Origin of the sequence: Chryseolinea lacunae (genome assembly GCF_016735595.1) — a bacterium.
Classification (GTDB): domain Bacteria; phylum Bacteroidota; class Bacteroidia; order Cytophagales; family Cyclobacteriaceae; genus Chryseolinea; species Chryseolinea lacunae.
The window spans coordinates 610,079-633,942 of record NZ_JAERRB010000003.1 but is presented as its reverse complement, the minus strand read 5'-3'; the positions used below and the strand labels follow the sequence as shown (position 1 = coordinate 633,942).

The window sequence follows — 23,864 nt, the reverse complement described above, 5'->3', positions numbered from 1 at the left end:
CTTTATTACCTTTCATGGCCAAATCAGCAGCGAAAAAGAAATTTGACAGTACGGGCCACGATGTCATCGAAATTGTCGGTGCCCGTGAGCATAACCTTAAAAATATTTCCGTCAGTTTTCCCCGCAACAAGCTTGTGGTGATCACGGGCATCAGTGGCAGCGGCAAGTCGTCGCTGGCGTTCGATACAATCTATGCCGAGGGGCAGCGCCGCTACATGGAGAGCTTTTCGGCCTATGCCCGCAGCTTCATGGGCAACCTGGAGCGCCCCGATGTGGACAAGATCAACGGCCTGAGCCCCGTTATTTCTATCGAACAGAAAACCACGTCGCGAAATCCACGGTCAACCGTGGGCACCGTCACAGAAATCTACGATTTCATGCGTTTGTTGTTTGCCCGCGCCGGCGAAGCGTTCTCCTACCTCACGGGTGAAAAGATGGTGCGCCAGTCGGAAGACCAGATTCTCGATTCGTTGCTGCAACACTTCAAGAACAAGAAGCTGGTGTTGTTGGCACCGGTGGTGAAAGGTCGCAAGGGCCACTATCGCGAACTGTTCCAGCAAATCCGGAAGTCGGGCTATACCAAAGTGCGTGTCGACGGCGAGTTGCTCGACATCACCGCCAAGATGCAGGTGGACCGTTATAAGATTCACGACATCGAGATTGTGATGGACCGCATCGTGGCCGACCGCAAGGACCTGGCGCGCATCGGACAGTCTATCAACAAATCGCTCAAGGAAGGCAAAGGGGTGATGATGGTGATGGAAGAGAACGGCAAGGTGCATCACTTCTCCAAATTTCTTATGGATCCCAAAACAGGCCTCGCCTACGACGAGCCTGCTCCCAACACATTTTCGTTTAACTCGCCCTATGGCGCCTGCCCTACCTGCAATGGTCTGGGGCAAATTGAAGAGATCACCGAAGCGTCGGTCATTCCCGACAAGTCGCTCAGCATTAGCCGTGGTGGCATTCTTCCGCTGGGCGAGTATCGCGACATCTGGATTTTCAAAAAGGTAGAATCCATCTTGAAGCGCTACAAAGTAACGCTCAGCACACCCATCAAAGACATTCCCAAAGAAGTGATCCAGATCATGCTCTATGGCGACGATGTGCCGGTGGCGGTTGCCTCGGTGAAACATCCGGGCACGGAGTGGAACACAAAGTTTGAAGGCATCATTTCATTTCTTGAAAAACAACGCGACGAAGGTTCGGAAGCGATACGCAAGTGGGTGGAAGATTTCACCATCGTGAAAACATGCCCCGAGTGCAACGGTGCGCGCCTGAAAAAAGAATCGTTGCACTTCAAGATCGACGAAAAAAATATTGCCGAGCTGGCTGTGCTTGACATTACAGCACTGCAGAAGTGGTTTGAAGGATTGGAGAAACGACTCAACGACAAGCAACGCATCATTGCCACCGAAGTGCTGAAAGAAATCCGGAAACGCATCGGCTTCCTGCTCGACGTGGGTCTTGACTATCTCAACCTGAACCGACCCATCCGCACGTTGAGCGGTGGCGAATCGCAGCGCATTCGTCTGGCCACACAAATCGGAACACAGCTTGTGGGCGTGCTCTACATTCTGGACGAGCCCAGCATTGGCTTGCACGCACGCGACAACGTGAAACTTATTAAGGCGTTGAAAGACCTTCGCGACCTTGGCAACTCGGTGATTGTGGTGGAGCACGACAAAGACATGATGCTGGAGTCGGACTACATTCTCGACATCGGCCCCGGTGCTGGCCGACATGGTGGACATGTGGTGGCCGAAGGAGAGCCCGCCGATTTTCTGAAGGGCAACAGCTCCACCGCACAATACCTGAATGGAAAACTGGGTATCAAAATTCTGAATGAACGCAGAAAAGGAACCGGCGAAAAAATAAAACTTACCCAGGCCAGTGGCAACAATCTGAAGAATGTTGACCTCACCATTCCGCTGGGCACGCTCACGTGCATCACCGGCGTTTCGGGAAGCGGCAAGTCCACGCTCATACACGACACGCTGTTCCCGCTGCTCAACCAATATTTCTACAACTCGCGCACCGAGCCGATGCCCCACAAAAAAATAGAGGGCCTTGAGTTGGTCGACAAAGTGATTGAAGTGGATCAGTCACCCATCGGGCGCACGCCACGGTCGAACCCGGCAACCTACACCGGTGTGTTCTCCGACATTCGCGATCTGTTTTCGCAATTGCCCGAGGCAAAAATCAGGGGCTATAAAACCGGGCGCTTCTCGTTTAACGTGAAGGGTGGACGCTGCGAAACCTGCGAAGGCGCTGGTCTTCGTTTGATTGAAATGGAATTTCTTCCCGATGTGTACATCCCCTGCGAAACGTGCAAAGGCAAACGCTACAATCGTGAAACTTTGGAAGTGCGCTTCCGCGGAAAGTCCATCAGCGATGTGCTCGATATGACGGTGGAAGAAGCCGTGACGTTTTTCGAAAACCAACCGAAGATCCTCCGCAAAATTCAGACGCTTAGTGAAGTTGGGTTGGGCTATATCTCGCTGGGTCAGCATGCCACCACCCTGTCGGGTGGCGAAGCCCAACGCGTGAAGCTGGCCACCGAGCTTTCGAAACGCGACACCGGCAAAACGTTCTATATCCTCGACGAGCCTACCACGGGTCTTCACTTCCAGGACATCGCCCACTTACTGGACGTGTTGCAGAAGCTGGTGGACAAAGGCAACACCGTGCTGGTGATTGAACACAACATGGACGTGATCAAATCGGCCGACTACATTGTGGACATGGGCCCCGAAGGCGGCGAGAAAGGCGGACGCGTGATTGCGCTGGGAACACCGGAACAAGTTTCAAAAAATCCTGCCAGCTACACGGGCAAGTTTCTGAAAGTTGAATTGAATGGATGATTGCCCTTGCAGCAGCAACAACGCCTGACCAACTTTGTCGACGCCTGAACGTGTTGACGACGGTGGTGAGTGTTGCGTTTCTGTTCGGCATTGCATTAAGCGCCAGGCTTTGGATTTCGGATCGCGCGTTTCCCCTGGTGCCGGTTCATCCTTTCTTCGTTACGTTGCTTCGCCCTGCGAATGTCGCGTTGCTCACGGTTGTGATCGTGTTGCTGGGAGTGATTCCGTTTCGCAAAAGCAAATGGGTTTTTCTTGCCGTGATTGGCACACTGGTGTTGCTCGTGGCTGAAGATCAAATGCGGCTTCAGCCGTGGGTATATTTTTACGCACTCATCTTTCTGCCCTTCGTCTTCACATCACACAACAAAAACGACGACGTCAACAACATTGTCCGTTGTTTGCAAGTGCTTTTTGTGGCTTGCTATTTTTGGAGTGGTGTTCAGAAGCTTCATCCAAATTTCCTGGACAACACCTTTGCCGACATTCTGAAGCGGCTCTTCCGCATCACAGACACCGCACCCTACAAACCGTTGGGCTATGGCATTCCCCTGTTTGAAATTCTTACCGGATTTTTCCTTCTCTTTGTGCGCACACGAAACGTGGGAATCGCTTTGGCAATGGCCAGTCATCTTTTCATTCTGTTGTATCTCAGTCCGCTTGGTGCCAATGCCAACTATGTTGTCTATCCCTGGAACGTGGCCATGGTGCTGAGCGTGTTTCTCCTCTTCTTCAAAAACACCAACACGCTGTTTGTTTTCCCCGAGGGCATCAGGTCAACGTTTCTGCAAGCCGGTTTTGTGGTGCTGGCTGGGGTGATGCCCGCGTTGAATTTCGCGGGGTGGTGGGATCACTACTTATCTTTTTCATTATATGCCGACCGCATCAACTATCTGTTTGTGGCCATCGAGGCATCGGAGATGAAAAACTTGAATGGACGCTACAACCCTTATGTCATCCAGGTGCCGGGCCTGAGCGGTGGCAGCATTGTGAATGTTGAAGCATGGTCGATGGCCGAATTGCACGTGCCGGTATATCCCGAGCCCAGAGTTTTTAACGTGATCGCACAACGGTTTTGTTCGCACGACATCCCGGAAGGAAAAATTGTGTTTATGGAAACCACCCTTCCCCTTTCGTCGACCACGTTGCAAACCTATACCTGCGCCAGGTTTAGTCGCCCTATTTACGACCCTCACTGATTTGCATTTCCGTGATAAGCCAGTAGATTGCAATCCCTAATTCCCTATGAACGCACGCGCCCGTCAATACCTGTTTGGTTTCATATTCTTTGCCTTCGGCATCTACCAGCTATACCTCCACGATTTCCTGGAAGCTTCCCTCTACATGACGGCCGGCACCGCCTTTGTATTTAACTGCCTGGCCATGGAACCGCGACTGGTCCCCTACAAAAAGGGGCTGAGCATCGTGGCCTGGGCGCTCATCATTGCCACGGGGCTTTTGCTGCTGTGGCTGGTGCAGTTCAAGTACTTTTAACCACCCACATAAAAGCGCTGCGCCGCTGTTGCCGTTTGTTTACCTTTACCCATTCTGTTTAAACCAGGGTGAACAAGCATAGAATATATTGGTCGTTGCAAATTGGGGGGTGGTTGCTGTATGCACTGGTTCAGATTGTCGGCAGCTCCCTGGCCTCCGGGGGCATCAGCGTCAAGCGTCTTTTCTTTCTGTTGGTGGAGGCGCTCATTTGTCTTTTGGTCACCAACGGGTTCAGGATCTTCCTTAATCGCAGGCGTTGGCTTTACCTGCCCATGCACAAGCTGGTGCCCAGCGTTTTTGCGGCTGTTTTTCTGATGGGCTACATTGTCTACTTCCTGCGCATCCCGGTGAATCTGATGCTGGGCCGCCTGTTCAATCCCATAGACGCCCTCGACTTTCAACAGATCATCGGGCAGTCGTCGTTCTATAGCATCATGTTCTTTTTGTGGACCGTGTTTTATTTCACCTACCACTATTTCGACAGCTATAACAAGTCGCTAAAGATTGAGGCGTCCATGATCGAGATCGAGTTGAACAACCTGAAGTCGCAGCTCAATCCACACTTCATCTTCAACGCCCTCAACAGCATCCGGGCGCTGGTAGACGAAAACCCGGTGAAGTCAAAGCAGGCCATCAACCAGCTTTCGAACATCCTGCGCAACTCGTTGGCGTCAGACAAAAAAGGACTCACCAACTTTGACGACGAGCTGAAGATGGTGAAAGACTATCTTGGGTTGGAGAGCATCCGGTTTGAAGAACGGCTCAAAACGGAATTCGACATTCACCCCGAGTCGCAGAAATTCAGGGTGCCCCCGCTCATGATCCAGACGCTGGTAGAAAACGGCATCAAGCACGGCATCTCCAAACTGACGCCGGGAGGTATCATTCAGCTCAAAACCTTCGTTGAAGACGACAAGCTGAAGGTTCAGATCCGGAACAGCGGCCACCTTATCAACGGCACCAAACGGGCCAAGTCGGGCCTGGGCCTGAAGAACACGGTGCAGCGGTTGAAGCTGATTTATGGCGACGAAGCGTCCTTCCGTATTGTAAATGAAAACGATAATTTTGTACTTACTGAAATAATAATTCCTCAAAACAATAGCCATGAGAGCATTAATCGTAGATGACGAACGGTTGGCCCGTAAAGAACTGATGAAGTTGTTGGAAGACCATCCCATGATTGAAGTGGTGGGCGAAGCCATGAACGCCGAAGAAGCGGCCCAGATGGTGAACGACCTCAACCCAGACCTGCTTTTTCTCGACATCCAGATGCCGGGCAAAACAGGCTTTCAGTTGCTGGAAGAACTTGACTCGGTTCCGCTGGTGGTGTTCACCACCGCCTACGACGAGTTTGCCCTCAAGGCGTTTGAAGTGAACGCACTTGACTACCTGCTGAAGCCCATCCAACCCGAACGCCTCGCCGAAGCCGTTTCGAAACTGGCCGACAAAGAGCGCGCAAAAAATGCAGCCCTGCGTGGCCCCGAGAAAAAGCTTGGCCTCAACGACCAGGTGTTTGTGAAAGACGGCGACCGCTGTTGGTTCGTGAGCCTTTCGAACGTGCGCCTGTTCGAATCGGACGGCAACTATATAAAGGTTTACTTCGACAACAACCGCCCCATGATCCACAAGTCGCTCAACGCACTCGACGAAAAACTGGACGAGCGCGCATTCTTCCGGGCCAGCCGCAAACACATTGTGAACCTGAGCTGGGTGGAAGGCATCGAGCCGTGGTTCAACGGCGGCCTCATGGTGAAACTCCGCGGCGGCGACAAGGTGGAAGTGAGCCGGAGACAGGCGGCGAAATTTAAAGATATGATGAGTCTGTAAAAAGACAACACTCAACCATACACGAGATTCTATTGAGAGAGCAGACCGCCATTCGGTCTGCTCTCTTTGTTTATAACCCTTCGTCGTCTCACCTTCATTCAAATTAATTTCCCGTCAGCGCTCCCGGTGTCGAAGCGACTTCACTACTTTGTCAAAGGAATTTGTTGTTCCGATTGCTTCAAAATATTTTCATCTCTCGTTCACACTAAGCCTTGCCACCATGCGTTCACCTAGTCCTTTGCCTCACCACTATGCCTAGAGTTATTGTTGCCGCCATTCTGTTGACGGCGTTGCTTTCGTGCGCGAAAAAAAAGCCGGCCGAAGTTGACACCGCTTCGGTGCCCACAACCGCATTCTATTATTGGCAAACCTCCCTTGGCGCGTTTGATTGGAACGACTCGTTGGCGCAGACCATGAACATCCGAAAAGTCTATTGCCGTTTCTTTGATGTGGACTGGAGCGAAGCCGCGCACGCGCCGGTGCCCGTGTCGCCCCTCCATCATTATCTTTACGATCGTCTTTGGAAACCCAAAACAGCGCTGGTGCCGGTGGTGTTCATCACCAACGAAACGTTCAAGAAATTGCATCGCGACTCTGTGAAAATGCTGGCGCGCAACGTGCATCGCATGGTGATGGCTAAGATCACTACATTGACGATGGACACCGTGAGCGTTCGCGACTATCATTATTACCTGGAAGAGGGCACCGAAAAATCTTATCGCGTCACCAGCAAACGTTTCGACGAGCAACATGTCTATGACTCGATCTATCAAGCCAAGCTCAGCACCATTCGCGAAATACAATTCGACTGCGATTGGACCACGTCGACCAAAGACAAATACTTTTCATTTTTGACGGAAGTCAAAAAACTTTTCGCTCAGCAAACCGTCACCTCCACCATCCGGCTCTATCAATATAAATATCCGCAGCTGGCGGGTGTGCCTCCGGTGAAGCGGGGCATGCTTATGTGCTACAATGCAGGCGACATCCGCGATTCCAAAACTGTCAACTCCATCTTCAACAAAAAGGAAATCATGTCCTATCTGGATGCGGGCACCTATCCGGTGGCATTAGACTATGCCCTTCCCGTTTTCAGCTGGGCGTTGCTGTATCGAAACGGTGAGCTAAAAAGTATTTTATCAAACGGCGAACTGCAGGAAACGCATAAGCGCCATCTCTTTCGCCAAAACAAAACACACTACACCGTAACGGAAGACTTCGTGTATGGCGACGACAACAACAGCCTCCTCGTCCGGTCAGGCGATGACATCCGCATCGAAGAACCAGACCTTGCGGCGGTGAACGAGGTGGCCGCGTGGCTTGGCGAACATAAGAACAATCCCGAAGCCATTCTGAGTTTGTATCAGCTAAACAATCATGATCTTCAAAAACATGCAACGGAAATTCAAACGCTATTTCGTTCTTTCTAGCCTGCTGCTATTGCTCCTGCCGCTCAGCACGTCGGTGAATGCCTGCTACGAATCGTCCGATCACGAAGAGCTCCGGTTCATGGTATTCAATCCGGATTTGCTCCACGAAAAATCGTGGTGGAGTTTTTTCTATAGCGGACGCTACAACTATCTGGACGCCGTGACCGGCACCAACGACGAAGATCAACTGACGCGGGAGTGGATGAAGAAAACAAAAACCAAGGCGTCGTTTGATGACGTGTGGAATTGCTTCTTTGGTTCGCCTTCCGATTCAGCCCTTCAACACAATCCATTTTATACAGAGATCCAGAAAAATCAGGTCATCAAAACGTATCTGGATGTTGCACGCCAGTGCGAAGACGTGTCCTACATTCCCGATGGCTGGCATCAGGATTCTGCCGCGGCAACGCTACACACACGGCGCGAAGCAATGATCGCGCGGGTCGACGAGCACTTGCGCAAAGAGTCCGATCCGTTTCTTCAACATAAATATGCTTTTCAACTGATAAAGCTCAGCTGGTATGCAAACGACTATGCTACGTTCGATCGCGTCTTTACTCATCACTTTTCAAAGACGCCTGCCGGTGTGTTAGACTGGTGGGCCTGGCACTACAAGTCCATGACCTACGAAGGGACCAAGCAGGTTGACTCTGCCAACTATTTGCACGCACGCGTGTTCTCGCACTCCACCAATAAGATGTTTCCCTCCAAACAGTATTTCTCCTCGCGTAAACTATCGCGTGTGTTGAAGCTGGCCAGGACAAAGGAAGAACGTGCCGACATTCTTGTGCTCGCCGCGTTGACAAATCCCGGGCGCACATTGCCAACACTGTTGGAGGTCTATGACCTGGCCCCCGATCACAAACATTTGCCGCTGCTCATTTCACGTGAAATCAACAAGCTGGAAGACTGGCTTGGCTCCACAAAATATGCCCACACGCCCATTGCCACGCAGCGCGATTGGGACACGCCTTCCATGAAAAACTGGAAACGTGACTTTGACTACCTGCACGTGTTTACCAATGCAGTTCAACAGCTGACCAGCCTGAAAACTGCGCACCCCGTGTTCTTCAACATGTCGATGGCGTGTTTGAAGCTGATGGAAAACGATCACGTGGCGGCTTCCGACTATCTGGCCCGCATTCAATCCGACGATCCGGAAGTGTTGTTCCAGCAACGTGTGTTGAACGTGATTCTGCTAGCGCAGCAAAAAGACGTTCGCGATCCGTTGGTTCAGGACGAGCTAGGTTCGCGCTATGTCGCGTTGCTAAACGATCGCACCCAAAAGTTTGAATCGCAGCGCATGCTCTATTCACTCAGTCTCTATCTTCGTCACACGTTTGCGTCGAAAGGCATGGTTCATCTTGCGGGGTTGTTCGACAACTATGCGGTGAACAAATTTTGCGAAACGTGTTTCTTCGATTCGTTCTCCTTTTCTACTATTCGCTACTTCGACCGCTATGCCACTGCAGCAGACGTGGAGCGTTTGATTGCCACATTCCGAAAACCCGATAAAAACAAACTGGAGACTGTGCTGCTCAAGCCCTACACCAACGTGAACTATCTCTACGATCTGCTTTCGACGAAATATCTGCGACAGGGCGATGTGAACGCCGCGGCCAAGGCATTAAAAGAGGTGCCCGACGAGTTTTGGTTTTCGTTTTTGAATTTCCAGCACAACCTCGACCGAAACCCGTTCGAGAACACCGAAGTGCTGGATGCGCGCACCATGACGCTCTATACTAAAAGAGAAATCGTGCAGAACCTCATCGCACTGGAACGCGAAGCAAAAACAAATCCGGCCAAACGTGCCGCCAATTATTTTCAGTTGGGCAATGCGTGGTACAACTTCTCGGAAACTTCGTGGTTCATGATTGCCTATGAATGGCACGGCGACAACTGGAACAACCTCATCGCCACAAAGTTTGTTAGAAAGAAAGCACTGGGTTTCTATCAACAGGCACTGGCTTCCGAAACCGACAGCGAACGCAAAGCGAGGATCGTCTACATGATAGCCCAGTTGAGCGACGGGGCGCGCAAAAAAGACTACGCCAAACAATATGAACGCTATCAGAACACTGACTTTTATTCACGAAAAAGCTGCGACATTCTGAGGGCCTTGGCAGAAGCCAATTAAGTCTCCAGAATTGAAATTTCGAAAAACTTCCTAATTACTTCTTAAAAGTAGAAACATATACAGTATCTTTATCGTATAGAGCCAAAAGGTTTGAAACGATGAAAGGATACCTTGGAGAGTTTGAGGAAGTGGTGTTGCTCACCATTGCCAGCCTGGGCGATGATGCCTATGGTGTGTCAATCAAAGATGAAATTGAACGAAGAACGGACCGAAGCATCAGCATCGGGGCCTTGCACTCCACCATCACACGCGTGGAAGAGAAGGGCTTCATCACATCCTTTCTTGGTGAGCCCACGCAAGAGCGCGGCGGGCGACGCAAGCGATTTTTTGAGTTGACGCACACGGGCAAAGTGGCGTTGCATGAAATGAAAAATCTGCGCGACGATTTGTGGCGCGCGTCCAAGACAAACCTTTCGCTGGCCAAATGAAAAGAGAGCACAACATCAAACCTCCACGCCTTGCTACGGCCTTGTTGGAATGGTATTGCGCCAACGCGTCCATCGAAGACTTGCAGGGCGATCTGGACGAATTGTTTTATGCGAACCTCCAACGCACATCGGTGTTCAATGCCCGGCTGAAGTTCTGGCTACAGGTGTTGTCTCTTGTAACCTCGTATGCCATTCGAAAGCGAAAACAAAAATCGGCCTTTCATCCATACTCCCACTCCCCTAACCACTACGCCATGCTTCGAAGTTACCTGACCATCGGTTTCAGAAATCTTCTGAAAAACAAAAGCTACTCCGTTGTGAACATCTCCGGTCTTGCCGTTGCCGTGGCGGTTAGCCTCATCATTGTGTTGTTTATCGCGCAGGAATTTCGTTATGATGCGCATCACGCCAACGCCGACCGCATTTATCGTGTACACTACGAAAAGAAATTTGGCAGCAACCATGCCCACATGGCGGCCGTGCCCGCCGTGACCGGACACAGCTTGCAACAGGATTTTCCTGAAGTGGAGTCGTCGGTGCGGTTTATCAACTATGGCACCTACCTCGTGAAGACTAATGGGGCCACCGAAAACATTAAAGAAAGCTATGTGCTTTGGACGGACAGCACATTTTTTCGCGTGTTCTCTGTGCCGTTGGTGGCGGGCAATCCAGCCCACGCGTTGGCACAACCCTATAGCGTGGCCATCAGCCGGCGCATGGCCGAAAAATATTTCGCGGGCACCACCGCCCTGGGCAAAACACTTGTGCTCGACGATCGCTACACCACCACGGTCACCGCCGTGTTCGAAAACATTCCCACGACCTCTCATTTTCATGCCGACATTCTCATTTCCCTTGCCGGCGATTGGCCTGCGGCGCGCGAAGCAAAGGCTACCACCTTTGCCAACAACAACTTCAACACCTACATCTTGCTGAAGCACGGCACCAGCGCACAGGCACTGGAAGCAAAGCTGCCCGCATTTGTCGAAAAATTTGCCGGCCCCCCGGCACCCGACAAAGTGGACCGGCTCACACTCATGCCCCTGCGCCACATACACCTGCACTCCAATCTGCGTGGCGAACTGGAACCCAACGGCAGCATCACCTATGTTTATTTATTCGCGCTTGTTGCCGCGTTCATTGTGGTGGTGGCCTGCATCAATTTCATGAACCTGGCCACGGCCCATGCGGGCCGGCGGGCCAAAGAGATTGGCGTACGCAAAGTGATGGGCTCGCTCCGCTCGCACCTGATGCGACAGTTTTTGTTAGAATCGTTTATCATCACACTGGCGGCTTTTTTTGTTGCCGTAGGGCTTGCGCATTTGTTGCTGCCGCTGTTTAACACCATTCTGCAAACCGAGTTGATGTTGCCTTTTCAAACACCGTTTTTTTATGGTGCACTCTTCGCCGGCGCGCTGTTCGTGGGGGTGTTGGCCGGCGCCTATCCGGCGTTCTACCTGTCGGGATTTTCGCCTGTTAATGTGTTGAAGGGAAAATTGTCGGCGGGTTTGTCGAAGGGCTATCTGCGCAGTGGGTTGGTTGTGTTTCAGTTTGTGACCTCCATCGTGCTCATTGTGGCGGCGCTCACGGTGAATCAGCAGCTGGACTTTATCCAAAATAAAAATCTGGGTTTCGAAAAAGATCATGTGTTGCTGGTGAAAGATGTTTACGTGCTTCGCCCCAACACGATCGCGTTTAAAAACGAAGTCGAAAAAATCAGCGCCATCAGCCACTGCACCATCTCGGCCTTTGTGCCCGTGGAAGGAGGTTCGGAATTTCCACGACGCGATCGCACGTTCTGGAAAGAAGGCAGTGCCCCATCGGGCGACAACCTGGTGAGCCTGCAGCAATGGAGTGTGGATGCCGACTACATTGCCACGTTCAACATGCAGGTGCTTCAGGGTCGCGGCCTATCTAACGACTTTGCGTCCGACTCGGCGGCTGTGGTGCTCAACAAGGCCGCGCTTCGCCAGCTCGATTTGGGTGCCAATCCCATTGGCAAAACCATTCTCACGTTCACAGGCTACAACACACCCGACTTCGATCATCCCAAAGCCTTTGTGGTGGTGGGTGTGATCGACGATTTTCATTTCAGCAGTCTGAAAGAGACCATTGCACCACTCGCGCTCTTCCTGGGGCGGAGCGATGGCTTTCTCAGCGTACGCTTTGCGGGCAACCCGCAGCCGGTCATCGAAGCCCTCGAAAAAAAATGGAAGCAAAGTGCTCCGGGGCAACCGTTTCAATATGTGTTTCTCGACGAAGAATTTGGAAAGATGTATGCCAGCGAACAACGGCTCGGCAAAATGTTTGGCATCTTCGCCACACTGGCCATTGTGATTGCATGTTTTGGATTGTTTGCACTTAGTGCCTATACGGCCAAACAACGCACCAAAGAAATCGGCATCCGCAAAGTGATGGGTGCATCGGTGCGCAGCATCATCGTGTTGCTGTCGGCCGAGTTCAGCAAGCTGCTCGTTGTGGCATTTGTGATCGCCATTCCATTAGCTTGGTTTGGGATGGAGTGGTGGCTGCAGAATTTTAGCTACCGTGTGGCCCTGGGAGTATCGGTGTTTGCCGTGGCCGCATCGTTGGTGATGTGCATTGCCTGTCTCACCACGTGGTATCATTCGTATCAGGCAGCCTCTTCTGATCCCATCAAATCGATACGCACCGAATAGCTAGCGCGATTTTTTTCCGCGTTTCTCGGCAGCTTTCTTTTTGTCGTTTTCGGCTTTCTTGTTTTCCAGCAACGTGCGTTTTTTCACGGGCGATTTTTTCAGGGCTGCTTTTTGTGCAGCCTTTTTCTCTTTTTCTTTCTGTGCATCGATCTTCGCCTGTCGTGCCGCTTTTTTCTCGTGGAAGGCGCCTTTGAATTCGGGATTTTCTTTACGGCGTTGCCAGTCTATGTCTAGTGCCATGGCTTGCGCTTCGTCATAAGGTGTCTTGGTGATCTCCAGTCCTTCGGGGAGTTGTTTCACCGGAATTTTTTCGCGGATCAACTTCTCAATTTTATCGATGTGATATATTTCCGATTTGGTCACAAACGTGATGGCCTTGCCATCCTGAAAGGCGCGGCCTGTGCGGCCGATGCGGTGCACGTAGTCTTCGTGCAACGGTGGCACATCAAAGTTTATCACGTGCGACACTTTCTCCACATCAATGCCCCGTGCCGTCACATCGGTCGACACCAACACGCGCAGCTTGCCTTCCTTGAATTCGTTCACGGCGTTGATGCGACTGTTCTGGCCTTTGTTGGAGTGAATCACTTTCACGGGCCCAAGTTTATAGCGATCAATGAAGCTATAGACATTATCGGCCACTTCTTTGGTGCGTGTAAAGATCATGACACGGTTAAACACGTCCTGGTCCTGAAGCAGGTGTTCCAGAAAGTTGATCTTGGTGCGCATGTTGGGCAGGTGATACAACTCCTGCTCCACCTGTTTTGCCGTGGTGGCCTGCGGTGTCACCTCAACCTTAACCGGGAATTCCAGAAATTCTGCCGACAACATTTCCACGCGATCAGAGAACGTTGCCGAGAACAACAGATTTTGTCTTTTGCGTGGCACCACTTCCAGCACTTTACGGAGCTGGTGCATAAAGCCCATGTCCATCATGCGGTCGGCCTCATCCAAAACCAGAAACTTGATCTGCTTCACGGGCATTTCACCTTTCATATACAACTCCAGGAAACGCCCCGGTGTGGAAATGATGATGTCGATGCCCTGACGAATTTCTTCGATCTGTGTTTTGGGGCCGATGCCTCCATAGATGGGCAGAATGCGGAGGTCGGTATACTTGGCCAGCAGTTTGGCGTGTTCGGCAATTTGGATGGTGAGCTCTTTGGTGGGCGCGAGAATCACGGCGCGGGGCTCGTCGCCTTGTGCATACTTCACCTTCATGAGCACCGGCAGCAGGTAGGCAGCGGTTTTGCCGGTGCCGGTTTGCGCAATGCCAATCACCTCCTGGCCACCGAGGATGAGGGGAATGCCTTTTTGTTGAATTTCGGTGGGTGTTGAAAAGCCAAGGTCCGCCACTCCGTTGAGAAGCTGCTTGTTGAGATTAAAACTTTCGAAAGATGTGACTGTTGACACTTTAGCTTTTAATTTTACCGGCGATGAAGACACTACTGATTACGAACGCAAATATAGTCAATGAAGGCAAGGTCTTCGAAGGCGACGTGCTCATTCGGGGACAATACATCGAGGCCGTTGGCAAAAACCTCGCGTCACACACGGCAAACGAGGTTATTGACGCCAAGGGAAAATATCTTTTGCCCGGTGTTATCGACGATCAGGTTCACTTTCGCGAGCCTGGCCTCACACACAAGGGCAACATCCGCTCCGAGTCGAGGGCGGCTGTGGCCGGTGGTGTGACCAGCTTCATGGAGATGCCCAACACCAATCCGCCAACGTTCACCCAAGACCTGCTGGAACAGAAATATGTCATCGCGTCGCATTCGTCGCTGGCCAACTATTCGTTCTTCATGGGCGCCGCCAACGACAACCTCGACGAGGTGATGAAGACGGACATCACACGCGTGTGTGGTTTGAAAATCTTTATGGGCTCTTCTACGGGCAACCTGTTGGTGGACGACCCCAAGACATTGGAGCAATTCTTCTCGCGCTTTCCGTCATTGATTGCCGCGCATTGTGAAGACGAAGCGACCATCCGCAAAAACACGGCAGAGTTCAAAGCGCGCTATGGCGAAGAGGTGCCCATCCGTTGTCATCCGCTCATCCGCAGCGCCGAGGCGTGCTATTTGTCTTCATCGTTTGCCATTGACCTGGCCCGCAAAAACGGAACACGCTTTCACATTCTTCATATCTCCACGGCCAAAGAAACCGCGCTGTTCGACAACAGCATTCCTCTTGAGAAAAAACTGATCACGGCCGAAGCGTGCATACACCACCTTTGGTTCAACGACAGCGACTATGACCGGCTGGGCACATTCATTAAATGGAACCCGGCCATCAAAACGGCCCACGACCAGGCGGAAGTTTTCAAGGCTGTGCTCGACGACCGCATCGACGTGATTGCCACCGACCACGCGCCCCACACCCGGGAGGAAAAACAAAACACCTATTTCAAGGCACCCTCGGGCGGACCGCTGGTGCAACACAGCCTGGTGGCCATGCTGGAATTCTATCACCAGGGCAAGATCACGCTCGAAACCATTGTCCAGAAAATGAGTCACAACCCGGCAATACTGTTCCGGATCCAAAAACGTGGGTTCATCCGGGAAGGCTACTTTGCCGACCTGGTGCTGGCCGACCTCAACGATCCATGGACGGTGGGGCAGGAAAACATTGTGGCCCAATGCGGTTGGTCACCTTTCGAAGGGGCCACATTCCGGTCGAAGGTGCACCACACCTTTGTGTCGGGTCACCGCGCCTACTCCAATGGCCGGTTCGACGACGCCAAACATGGCGAACGGCTGCTGTTTGACCGCAAATGATTTTAGAAAATCGTTTTTGCAAATTCCAGAAGGCTGTCTAACTTTGCAGTCCTCAAAACGGTGATTGTAGCTCAGTTGGTTAGAGCATCAGATTGTGATTCTGAGGGTCGCGGGTTCGAGTCCCGTCTTTCACCCACCGTATTTAAAGCCCCAACCTGGGGCTTTTTTTGTTTTTCTGCCGGGCCGGCCCCGATTTCGGAGGTCCGCTGCCCTGAAATTTTCCAGTGTGAAAACCCGGAGAAAAGTGTCCTGCCCAAGGCAACGGCTCCATCAAATTCCGACTGACCGATACCTAAAGAAAACTTGCCATGACGAGTGCCATCAAGACGGAGAATCTTTGAGTCCTGCGATTACAAATGTGCTTAGAAGACCTGTTTCGCCAGTTGGTATCACTAAGATTCGATTGCTCTGTCAACGTTCACTCCCTTGACGCACAAATAGGCGAATAAATGCGGGCCGAAAACCATTGCATCACGGTAAAAACAGACCTCTTAAAAAATCGCAAAGCCGAATGCAACGGGTTATTGAAGACACAAATTTCGGAACGTGAAGAATACTCAGATCAACAATCGTTGATGGAAATGAACGCACTTGCGTGACTGAGGAGAAGAAAAAATTTGCGCATGGATGCTCCTGCTTTCAAACGCAAAACAAATTTTTCACATCAGCATTCATTAGTTCCCGTCGCCAAATTAGCATGACATAAATCCACTGCATTCATTAAAGAAAAACTTGGCTAGAGTCAACCTTGTGGTCTATTTATTTTTGCTCTATGTTTAATTTATGATTGCATGGACAGAATTTGATGAACTGACCCTGGAAGAGAAGATTAGCATGCTCTATGAAGAAGGCACGTTTGTGATGGGCATCCGTTACTACGGCTACAAAGTGAATTTATATTTGCTCGGCAATTTTTATCTCGAAGTTTTTATCAATCACAAATTTTCATTGATCGAAAAAATCATACCCCTCGATCGCATGCACTCGCGCATGAAATTCTATTCGGATCAGATCCAGTTGCCAAAAGGAGAATTCTAAAAACAACATCTCAGTATCAAACACGCAGCCTAGTCCGATCCCGACACCAGCAGTTTGTCCAACTCTTCCTTGTCTTTCATGGTCACACCTTGCGCCACCGGTGGGTTGCCAACCGTTTCGGTTTTTGCGGCGGCATAGTTCAACTTTTGCAACGGCATGGCCACATCGCGATACACAACGCGATTGCGAATCACCGTGTCGGGAAGCGAAGCAACAAACACCGTGTCGTGCACCACACGCGTAGTCACGATCGAAGGCGGTGCCGGGTTATTTCCACTTGACAATATCCATACACCGGCCACAGCCAGCACACACACCAGCGCCATGGCATAGGCCGGCACTTGCGCATGAACCACGCTGTGCCAAAACGAAGGTCTGTGTTTTTCTTTCAGGTGTTGTTGCAGCGCCGTGAGCACCCATGGATCGGGAGAAAGACCGGTCTTCTGGTTTACCAAAGCCCGACCAATCTTTCTCGCAAGCGTGTATTGCTCTTCCGATCCAAATTCTTTTAGCACGAAATCTTTTTCTTCCGGCGTTAGCGCGTCGAATGATTTCTCCCCGAGGAGTTGCTCGAGGCGCTGTTCGTTTTCTGATGCATTCATGTTGATATGTTTTCGGGATGAAAGGCGCCAAGGCGCGCAGCCAATTTCTTTTTGAGGTGAAACAATCTGGATTTCACCGTTCCTTCGGGGCACTCCAGCACGGTGGCAATTTCTTCAAGACTCATCTCCACGTCGTAGCGCAGCGTGAACAGATTTTTATCGTCATCGTCCAGCCGGTCAAGCGCATGCTCTAAGGCGACCTTGAATTGTTGTTGGGCAAGCCTGGCGTGTGCCAGGTTTTCAACGCTTTGGTCGGCCACAAAAACCGCGGCATTTCGGAAAGCCTGCTTGCGGTATTCGTTCTTGCACATGTTGTGGGCGATGGAATAGAGCCAGGTCGAAAATTTTTTCTCGGGTCTGAATCGTTCCGCGTTCTCGATCACCTTCACGAACAAATCATGCAGAAAGTCCTGGGCTTTGGCGCGGTCTTTCCACAGCATGCGGTGGAAGTAGCGAAGCAATCGCGCGCTGTAGCGTTCATAGAGCGCTGTCAACGCGCGCGCGTCGCCTTGCTGCACACGGTGCATCAGTTCTTCGTCAGATTTTTTTTCTATGCGCGTAAAGAACATATCGGCTCAGGGCTCGATCACATCCATGAACACTCTGAAGCCCACGGCGTCGCTTGGGCCATCATAGGTATTAATGCTTTTGATCGTCGATTCTTCGGGCGAATGATTCCAGCTTCCCCCACATGCCTTGCCGCGCTCGTTGGTCATTTCGGCCACGTTGCCCACCACATCAAACAACCCGATGTCGTTGGGGAAATACGACTCCACCGGGGCCATCAGCCAGAAGCCATCGGCTGTGGTGGTCTTTGTGCCTGGGCAGGGTTTGAGTGTGTCGGGAAATTTGAAATTGCCCAGCGAACAACCCCTCGAGTTCAGCACCGTGTTGCGTATGCCATAGTAGCGAAACCACGGATACAGAATGTCTTTGTCGGCCAGCGACACGGTTTTCATTTCATATTTGCGCGACACATCGTGGCCCGGTTCAAAGACCTTCACCTGCGCTTTGTTTTCTTCCAGCACCCACGATTCCGCATTGCGCAGACTCGCCGCGGCAATCTGCCATTCGTTCACGGAAGGTAGTCTAAACTTCACTTTCTTAAACTTCCGGCCAGCCACATTATTGTACTGTTCTGTCAACCATTCACAATACGCCACCGCGGCCTCATACGAAATGTTGATGACCGGATAGTTGGAATAGAATTTCTGTTTCTTCGAAACCACCCGGGGCACATGATAGCTCTTCATGAATGAAAGCGCCGGTTCTTCGTAGCGCGACAGGTCGTATTTGCACTTCTCATACAGGTCCATGCGATTGGTTTGCATCAGGTAGTCCAGGAAGTCGTTGTAGCGGCCGTTGGTTAGCTCGGCGTTGAAGGCATACACGTTTTCTTTCACCAACCGGAAATGGTCGTCGAGGTCTTTGGTGTTGAGGGCGAAGGGCACGAAGGGAAGGGCTTCTGCTTTTTTGCCGGCGAGAAAATTGCTGACCAGCGTTTCTTTCCCGCTCTCGGAGGCCAGCTTCACCACCATGCTTTCCCAATAGGCGGCGCGCTGTTTGTCGCCCATTTTCAAATAGTGTTCGTGCAGCAGCAGCATGGGCACCAGGTAGTTGGTTTGAAGCACTTTGCCCGTGGCCGATTCGCTTTCGCCATCAAAATTCACGGTGAGGTAGTCGAGCAAAAAATTATTCTCCAGGTTTTCTTTCAGGCGTGTCATGTTGTCGAGCCGCGTGGTGCTGAGCTGCGACGCGAGGCCCACCACATAGAGCTGATTTTTGATGGCCGAAATGTTTTCCGGACTCAACGTGAGCGTATAATAAAATGCAAGGTTCTGGTTTTGGATGGGCAGTGAAGCACACAGTGTTTTCTTTTGATCGGCCGGCGAAAGGGGCACCAGCTGTGCGTCGTCCCACAGCAGCCCGGCACCGTTGAGTTTACGGCTGCGATAGTTTGGTTCGAGTAACAAGTCGAGGCTCATCACCTTCACATCGGGGCGAATCTTCATCACATCCTGCAACACCAGGATGGGGAGTGTGATGTGGTCGGCCTCGGTGAACAACACGGCATCTTTTTCGACCGACATCAACACGTTATAGCTGTAGTGCAGGAGTGCCTGCGAGAACTGTTCACTGTTAAAAAGCTTCTGGCTAAAATCTTTTCGCTTTTCGTCGTGACCCAGAAACTCATGTTCCAGCAACAGCGAAGCATAGGTAGCGGGGTTATTGGGTTGCAAGGCAAAGGCCTGCTCCAACATGGGCAAAGCTTTGGCGCGGTCGTCTTCCTGCCAGGCCTGCACACACAACATTTCGAACGAGCCCGGCACCGCTGCGCGCATGTTTGCCACAATGTCGGCCAGCTGGCTGTCTGGGCGTTGTGCATAGCGGCTGGCGATGTAGTAGTTCATCCACGACGCTGCGTTGCGTTTTTCCTTCTGGGTTTCCTCCTGCCACTGCACAGCCTGTGCTTCATACCAGCCGGCGGGTTTAATCACTTTTGTTTTCGCGGCGATCGGCTGGGGCGCCCCGGCCAGCAACACGCCGGAATATAGAATCAACAACAAGGTTATGCGTAGCTTTACCATACTTGGAATTGGATTTAGGTTTCTAAAGAGCAGTACACACGAACGCGACCCAGGTTCAATTGAACGCACACTTTTTTTGGAAGCCAAGAAATTACCCGGCTTGTCGGGTAGAAGACATTGCAGATGAACTTACGATGCGTTATTTGACTTTGAAACTAAAATATTCTCCGTATGAAAACCCTACTCATAAGCATGCTGCTGGTGTTGGCCATAAGCCCTTCGTTTGCACAGGAAGTCTTTTCAAAATCAGGCGAAGCCATTCAGGGCTACGACCCGGTGGCCTATTTCAAGGTGGGCAAACCCGTGAAGGGCAAGTCAGAATTTTCGTATCAATGGAAAGACGCCACCTGGCATTTTGCGTCGGCGCAAAATCTTGAAGCCTTTAAAGCAAGTCCCGAAACATTCGCACCCCAGTTTGGTGGCTATTGTGCCTATGGCGTGGCCGATGGTCACAAAGCAACAACTTCGCCCGATGCGTGGACTATTGTGGGCGACAAACTTTACCTCAACTACAACAAAGATGTGATGGCGCTGTGGCGAAAAGACCAACCGGGATTTATCCAGAAGGCCAATGCAAACTGGCCCACTGTAAAAAAAGAAAAAGACTAAGCCCATAAACAAAATAAAAACCCGTCCTCTGATTTTGTTCGAGGACGGGTTTTTTATTTTAGATGTGAAAAATCCATTCGGCATAGAGCGGATCATCGGGCGAAAAATCGTTGCGGGCAAAGAAGCGTCGGTCGAGTGTCTTCACGGTGACACACTCCAGCAACAGCAACGTGCGATAGCCCGGGCCGGTGCTCTTCACACTGAAGCCGTATTCCTGCCAGCACACGATCACGATTTTGTTGTGCTTGGTGCGGCACACGCCATAGGGATGAATGACGCGGGCGCCGGTTTCCTTGAAAAGCCGGACGCTGCAAACTTTCTTTTGTTGCGCAGCCTCGTGCAGGGCGCGCGTAATTTTTTCGGTGTCGTACAATGGTAACGGCATAGTTTTTCCAAGGGCATTTAGTCATGGCAACTTTGATTTTATGCATAACCTTAAAAAACGGCGTTGTCCGGGCTGCCCGGCTGGATAACAATACGGCATTTATTGTGTAGCGCTCAGGTGGTTCTTCCGGCTATCTCATGGTGATGTTTGTTTTGATCGTGTGATGGCATACGTATCTGGTGTCGCGATTTAGAAGTTGGGCGACAACAAATATTTCGCATAGAACTCATCGATCACCCGCACGGCTTCTTCGGGTGTGTCAACAAGGTTGAAGAGGTCGAGGTCTTCTTCATTTATCATCTTGTCGGTCACCAACACTTTTTTCCACCAGTCCAGCAAGCCCTTCCAAAAACTTTTTCCCACCAGCACTATCGGAAAACGTCCGATCTTTTTGGTTTGGATAAGCGTGAGGGCTTCGGTCAGTTCGTCGAGTGTGCCGAAGCCACCGGGCATCACAATGAAGCCCTGCGAATATTTCATGAACATCACCTTGCGCACAAAAAAATAGTCGAACGTGATGAGCTTGTCGGGGTCGATGTAGATGTTGCCCTTTTGCTCGTGTGGCAAATAGATGTTCAGGCCTACCGACTTTCCCTTTGCGCGGTTTGCTCCACGGTTACCCGCCTCCATGATGCCGGGTCCACCACCGGTGATCACACCATAGCCGTGTTGCACCAGTTGATAGGCAATTTCGTCGGCCATTTTGTAGTAAGGATTGCTCGGCTTCACGCGGGCCGATCCAAAAATGGTGACACACGGACCGATCTTGGCAAGCTTTTCAAGGCCCTCCACAAACTCAGACATCACTTTAAAAATCATCCAGCTGTTTGATCCTTTGATCTCCGCCCAGTCTTTGTCTTTAAAAGCCTGACGGATGCGTTGTTCTTCTTCGAGTGCTTCTGGTGACAGGTCAATCTCCCCTTTTTTCTTTCTCGTCTTGGTCATATAACTTGTATCTGTGAAACGAATATACAAGGATGAAACGAAAAACAAGAACCTTTCCCTGCTCTCTTCTGGTGGTTGTCGCAACCTTGCTGTGGGCGTGTGGCACAAAGTCGGAACACAACACCACACCGGCGTGGGCATTGCTTCCCTTCAACAAGGTAGATAGTGTGAATCCTGTTCTCTTGCCCGGCGCAAATTTGTTTACGTGCCCCGTCCTCGACACCGTGGTGAAGTGGGAAAACAAAGACGTGTTCAATCCTGCCGCTGTGGTGCGCAACGGCAAAGTCTATCTGCTCTTCCGGGCCGAAGACACCGTGGGCCACTATGCCGGCACGTCGCGCATTGGCCTGGCCGAGAGCGACGATGGCCTGCACTTCACAAAACAAAAAGCACCCGTGCTCTACCCCGACAACGACAGCCTGAAGATTTTTGAGTGGGAGGGCGGCGTAGAAGATCCGCGCGTGGTAGAATCAGACTCCGGTTTGTATGTGATGACCTACACGGCCTACGACGGCACAACGGCACGTCTACTCCTGGCCACTTCTTCCGACCTGCAACACTGGAGCAAACAAGGCACCGTGCTACAAGGCAAATACAAAAACACGTGGAGTAAATCGGGCGCCATTGTAGCCCGTCGCGAGGGTTCGAAAATTATTGCCACCAAAGTGAACGGAAGCTACTGGATGTACTTCGGCGACACCGATCTGTTTGCCGCCACATCGCCCGACCTCACGCATTGGACACCCGTTGAAGAAAATGGAAAGTTGAAGTCGGTTCTCAAACCACGTCCCGGCTATTTCGATAGTCGCCTCGTGGAAAGCGGGCCGTATGCGTTGCTCACACCCGACGGCATCGTGCTCCTCTACAACGGCATGAACAAAGACACCGAGGGTGACACCACGCTGGCAAAAGGTGCCTACTGCGGCGGACAAGTGTTGTTCGACGAAACCGATCCCACGAAAGTGGTGGACCGGCTGGAAAAGAATTTCATACGCCCCGACAAACCCTATGAACTCTCAGGCCAGGTAAATCAGGTGTGTTTCCTGGAAGGCCTCGTCTATTTTCATGACGCTTGGTTTCTTTATTATGGCACCGCCGATTCCAAGATTGCCGTGGCCGTGAAGCAATAAAACATCTATTGCTTTTCTCCCAGCAAATTCTGCAAGGCAGCCTCCACTGTTTGGTAGGAGAACACAAAGCCCTCGTTCAGAATTTTTGTGTTCGAAACTTTATTGCCAGTGAGCACCAGGTCAGCCATTTCGCCCAGCAGCAGCCGGAGCGCAAAGGCAGGAACTTTGGGAATGATGATGGGCCGGTGCATCATTCTGGCAGTGGCCTTTGTCAGCACTTTGTTGGTGACAGGATTGGGAGCCACAGCATTGTAGGGTCCCTGAAGGGTATCGTGCTCTGCCGCGTAGGCAAAGATTCCACACAGGTCGTCGATATGAATCCAACTGGTGTATTGATCGCCTGAGCCCAACGGTGCCCCTACATAAAATTTGATGGGTTTCATCAGTTCATTCAACACACCGCCGTCGGTGCTCAACACAATGCCGATACGGATTTTCACGACGCGCAAGCCAAGGGCCGATAGGGTGTCTACTTCGCGTTCCCAGCGTTGCGTTACCTGCGCCAAAAAATCGGTGCCCGCGGGGCTGACTTCTGTAAACACGGTGGTGGCATCTTCGAAACCGTAGAAGCCAATGGCCGACGCGGAAAGGAATGTTTTCACTTTATGACCGCCACGTTTCAGCTCGTCGTGCAGCAGTTGCGTAGACTGCGTCCGGCTTTCCAGAATTTCGCGCTTTCGTTCTTTTGTCCACGGCTTGTCGGCAATGCCCGCACCCGCCAGGTGAATGATTGTGTCCACGCCGAGAAAGGCGCCTGGCTCGATGTAGCGCTTTTCGATATTCCAGGTGAACGACTGCACACCCGATCTTTTTTCACCTTCTGGTTTTGACCGCCCCAGGTGCGTCACGCGGTGGCCACGGGCCAGCAAGGTGGCGGTGAGGTGTTGGCCGATCATTCCGGAGGCGCCGGTGATGAGGATGTTTTGCACGGGGTT

At 51.5% G+C, this 23,864-nt stretch carries 20 protein-coding genes and 1 tRNA gene; 14 read left to right on the top strand and 7 right to left on the bottom strand.

From position 1 onward, the window contains the following. Positions 1-14: 14 nt before the first annotated feature. From uvrA to JI741_RS11910, 9 genes are all read left to right on the top strand, one after another. Positions 15-2,864, top strand: a complete 2,850-nt coding sequence (gene uvrA, locus JI741_RS11950) for an excinuclease ABC subunit UvrA (protein ID WP_202009586.1) — start codon at positions 15-17, stop codon at positions 2,862-2,864. Further along, positions 2,861-4,060, top strand: a complete 1,200-nt coding sequence (locus tag JI741_RS11945) for a MauE/DoxX family redox-associated membrane protein (protein WP_202009585.1) — start codon at positions 2,861-2,863, stop codon at positions 4,058-4,060. The genes uvrA and JI741_RS11945 overlap by 4 nt, the downstream gene beginning before the upstream one ends. 46 nt (positions 4,061-4,106) lie before the next feature. Further along, positions 4,107-4,355 carry a hypothetical protein gene (locus tag JI741_RS11940; RefSeq protein WP_202009583.1) on the top strand — a complete coding sequence of 83 codons (249 nt, stop codon included), beginning with the start codon at positions 4,107-4,109 and terminating at the stop codon, positions 4,353-4,355. Positions 4,356-4,423: 68 nt separating this feature from the next. Beyond that, on the top strand, positions 4,424-5,482 hold the full coding sequence (locus tag JI741_RS11935) for a sensor histidine kinase (protein ID WP_202009581.1): 1,059 nt from the start codon (positions 4,424-4,426) through the stop codon (positions 5,480-5,482). After that, complete coding sequence (locus JI741_RS11930; protein WP_202009579.1) at positions 5,460-6,182, top strand: LytR/AlgR family response regulator transcription factor; 723 nt, start codon at positions 5,460-5,462, stop codon at positions 6,180-6,182. The genes JI741_RS11935 and JI741_RS11930 overlap by 23 nt, the downstream gene beginning before the upstream one ends. A gap of 251 nt (positions 6,183-6,433) precedes the next feature. Beyond that, entirely contained in the window at positions 6,434-7,612 is a 1,179-nt protein-coding gene (locus JI741_RS11925; RefSeq protein WP_202009577.1) for a hypothetical protein, read from the top strand. Further along, entirely contained in the window at positions 7,575-9,749 is a 2,175-nt protein-coding gene (locus JI741_RS11920; protein WP_202009575.1) for a hypothetical protein, read from the top strand. The genes JI741_RS11925 and JI741_RS11920 overlap by 38 nt, the downstream gene beginning before the upstream one ends. A 98-nt stretch (positions 9,750-9,847) precedes the next feature. Further along, a complete protein-coding gene (locus tag JI741_RS11915; RefSeq protein ID WP_202009573.1) occupies positions 9,848-10,177 on the top strand; it encodes a PadR family transcriptional regulator in 330 nt (109 codons plus the stop codon). Continuing rightward, positions 10,174-12,855: an ABC transporter permease gene (locus JI741_RS11910; protein WP_202009571.1), complete on the top strand. Its 2,682-nt coding sequence runs from the start codon at positions 10,174-10,176 to the stop codon at positions 12,853-12,855. Before JI741_RS11915 ends, JI741_RS11910 begins: the two co-directional genes overlap by 4 nt. Here JI741_RS11910 and JI741_RS11905 read toward each other — a convergent pair whose 3' ends face one another. Further along, entirely contained in the window at positions 12,856-14,268 is a 1,413-nt protein-coding gene (locus JI741_RS11905) for a DEAD/DEAH box helicase (RefSeq protein WP_202009569.1), read from the bottom strand. It lies immediately after the preceding gene. A 23-nt stretch (positions 14,269-14,291) separates the two neighbouring features. Between JI741_RS11905 and JI741_RS11900 the strand changes: the two genes are divergently transcribed. The 3 genes from JI741_RS11900 (at position 14,292) to JI741_RS11890 (ending at position 16,670) form a co-directional block, all read left to right on the top strand. Next, positions 14,292-15,632, top strand: coding sequence for a dihydroorotase (locus JI741_RS11900; RefSeq protein WP_202009567.1), 1,341 nt, complete (start codon positions 14,292-14,294; stop codon positions 15,630-15,632). A gap of 59 nt (positions 15,633-15,691) precedes the next feature. Continuing rightward, a tRNA-His gene (locus JI741_RS11895) sits at positions 15,692-15,767 on the top strand. 648 nt (positions 15,768-16,415) lie between these two features. Beyond that, positions 16,416-16,670, top strand: a complete 255-nt coding sequence (locus JI741_RS11890) for a hypothetical protein (protein ID WP_202009565.1) — start codon at positions 16,416-16,418, stop codon at positions 16,668-16,670. Positions 16,671-16,699: 29 nt separating this feature from the next. Here the strand turns inward: JI741_RS11890 and JI741_RS11885 are convergent, their stop codons facing one another. From JI741_RS11885 to JI741_RS11875, 3 genes are read right to left on the bottom strand one after another with little or no spacing between them, the layout of a single operon-like run. Then, entirely contained in the window at positions 16,700-17,272 is a 573-nt protein-coding gene (locus JI741_RS11885) for a hypothetical protein (protein WP_202009563.1), read from the bottom strand. Beyond that, entirely contained in the window at positions 17,269-17,841 is a 573-nt protein-coding gene (locus JI741_RS11880; RefSeq protein WP_202009560.1) for an RNA polymerase sigma factor, read from the bottom strand. The genes JI741_RS11885 and JI741_RS11880 overlap by 4 nt, the downstream gene beginning before the upstream one ends. Positions 17,842-17,847: 6 nt before the next feature. Continuing rightward, the gene (locus tag JI741_RS11875) at positions 17,848-19,860 is read right to left on the bottom strand and encodes a formylglycine-generating enzyme family protein (RefSeq protein WP_202009558.1); all 2,013 of its coding nucleotides are present in this window, start codon (positions 19,858-19,860) and stop codon (positions 17,848-17,850) included. 171 nt (positions 19,861-20,031) lie between these two features. Here JI741_RS11875 and JI741_RS11870 point away from each other — a divergent pair, with 171 nt between their 5' ends. Continuing rightward, positions 20,032-20,469, top strand: coding sequence for a YHS domain-containing (seleno)protein (locus JI741_RS11870; protein ID WP_202009550.1), 438 nt, complete (start codon positions 20,032-20,034; stop codon positions 20,467-20,469). Between the two features lie 58 nt (positions 20,470-20,527). Here JI741_RS11870 and JI741_RS11865 read toward each other — a convergent pair whose 3' ends face one another. After that, the gene (locus JI741_RS11865) at positions 20,528-20,854 is read right to left on the bottom strand and encodes a hypothetical protein (RefSeq protein ID WP_202009548.1); all 327 of its coding nucleotides are present in this window, start codon (positions 20,852-20,854) and stop codon (positions 20,528-20,530) included. Positions 20,855-21,043: 189 nt separating this feature from the next. Next, entirely contained in the window at positions 21,044-21,799 is a 756-nt protein-coding gene (locus JI741_RS11860; protein WP_202009546.1) for an LOG family protein, read from the bottom strand. Between the two features lie 32 nt (positions 21,800-21,831). Between JI741_RS11860 and JI741_RS11855 the strand changes: the two genes are divergently transcribed. Continuing rightward, a complete protein-coding gene (locus JI741_RS11855; RefSeq protein ID WP_202009544.1) occupies positions 21,832-22,929 on the top strand; it encodes a glycoside hydrolase family 130 protein in 1,098 nt (365 codons plus the stop codon). Positions 22,930-22,934: 5 nt separating this feature from the next. Here JI741_RS11855 and JI741_RS11850 read toward each other — a convergent pair whose 3' ends face one another. After that, positions 22,935-23,858, bottom strand: a complete 924-nt coding sequence (locus JI741_RS11850) for a TIGR01777 family oxidoreductase (RefSeq protein WP_369411762.1) — start codon at positions 23,856-23,858, stop codon at positions 22,935-22,937. Positions 23,859-23,864: the final 6 nt, after the last annotated feature.

What these genes read in the sequence shown, in the direction of transcription:
- uvrA (WP_202009586.1), top strand. Translation starts at nt 15, where the DNA reads ATGGCCAAATCAGCAGCGAAAAAGAAATTTGACAGTACGGGCCACGAT.
- JI741_RS11945 (WP_202009585.1), top strand. Translation starts at nt 2,861, where the DNA reads ATGATTGCCCTTGCAGCAGCAACAACGCCTGACCAACTTTGTCGACGC.
- JI741_RS11940 (WP_202009583.1), top strand. Translation starts at nt 4,107, where the DNA reads ATGAACGCACGCGCCCGTCAATACCTGTTTGGTTTCATATTCTTTGCC.
- JI741_RS11930 (WP_202009579.1), top strand. Translation starts at nt 5,460, where the DNA reads ATGAGAGCATTAATCGTAGATGACGAACGGTTGGCCCGTAAAGAACTG.
- JI741_RS11925 (WP_202009577.1), top strand. Translation starts at nt 6,434, where the DNA reads ATGCCTAGAGTTATTGTTGCCGCCATTCTGTTGACGGCGTTGCTTTCG.
- JI741_RS11920 (WP_202009575.1), top strand. Translation starts at nt 7,575, where the DNA reads ATGCAACGGAAATTCAAACGCTATTTCGTTCTTTCTAGCCTGCTGCTA.
- JI741_RS11915 (WP_202009573.1), top strand. Translation starts at nt 9,848, where the DNA reads ATGAAAGGATACCTTGGAGAGTTTGAGGAAGTGGTGTTGCTCACCATT.
- JI741_RS11910 (WP_202009571.1), top strand. Translation starts at nt 10,174, where the DNA reads ATGAAAAGAGAGCACAACATCAAACCTCCACGCCTTGCTACGGCCTTG.
- JI741_RS11900 (WP_202009567.1), top strand. Translation starts at nt 14,292, where the DNA reads ATGAAGACACTACTGATTACGAACGCAAATATAGTCAATGAAGGCAAG.
- JI741_RS11890 (WP_202009565.1), top strand. Translation starts at nt 16,416, where the DNA reads ATGATTGCATGGACAGAATTTGATGAACTGACCCTGGAAGAGAAGATT.
- JI741_RS11885 (WP_202009563.1), bottom strand. Translation starts at nt 17,272, where the DNA reads ATGAATGCATCAGAAAACGAACAGCGCCTCGAGCAACTCCTCGGGGAG.
- JI741_RS11880 (WP_202009560.1), bottom strand. Translation starts at nt 17,841, where the DNA reads ATGTTCTTTACGCGCATAGAAAAAAAATCTGACGAAGAACTGATGCAC.
- JI741_RS11875 (WP_202009558.1), bottom strand. Translation starts at nt 19,860, where the DNA reads ATGGTAAAGCTACGCATAACCTTGTTGTTGATTCTATATTCCGGCGTG.
- JI741_RS11870 (WP_202009550.1), top strand. Translation starts at nt 20,032, where the DNA reads ATGAAAACCCTACTCATAAGCATGCTGCTGGTGTTGGCCATAAGCCCT.
- JI741_RS11865 (WP_202009548.1), bottom strand. Translation starts at nt 20,854, where the DNA reads ATGCCGTTACCATTGTACGACACCGAAAAAATTACGCGCGCCCTGCAC.
- JI741_RS11860 (WP_202009546.1), bottom strand. Translation starts at nt 21,799, where the DNA reads ATGACCAAGACGAGAAAGAAAAAAGGGGAGATTGACCTGTCACCAGAA.
- JI741_RS11855 (WP_202009544.1), top strand. Translation starts at nt 21,832, where the DNA reads ATGAAACGAAAAACAAGAACCTTTCCCTGCTCTCTTCTGGTGGTTGTC.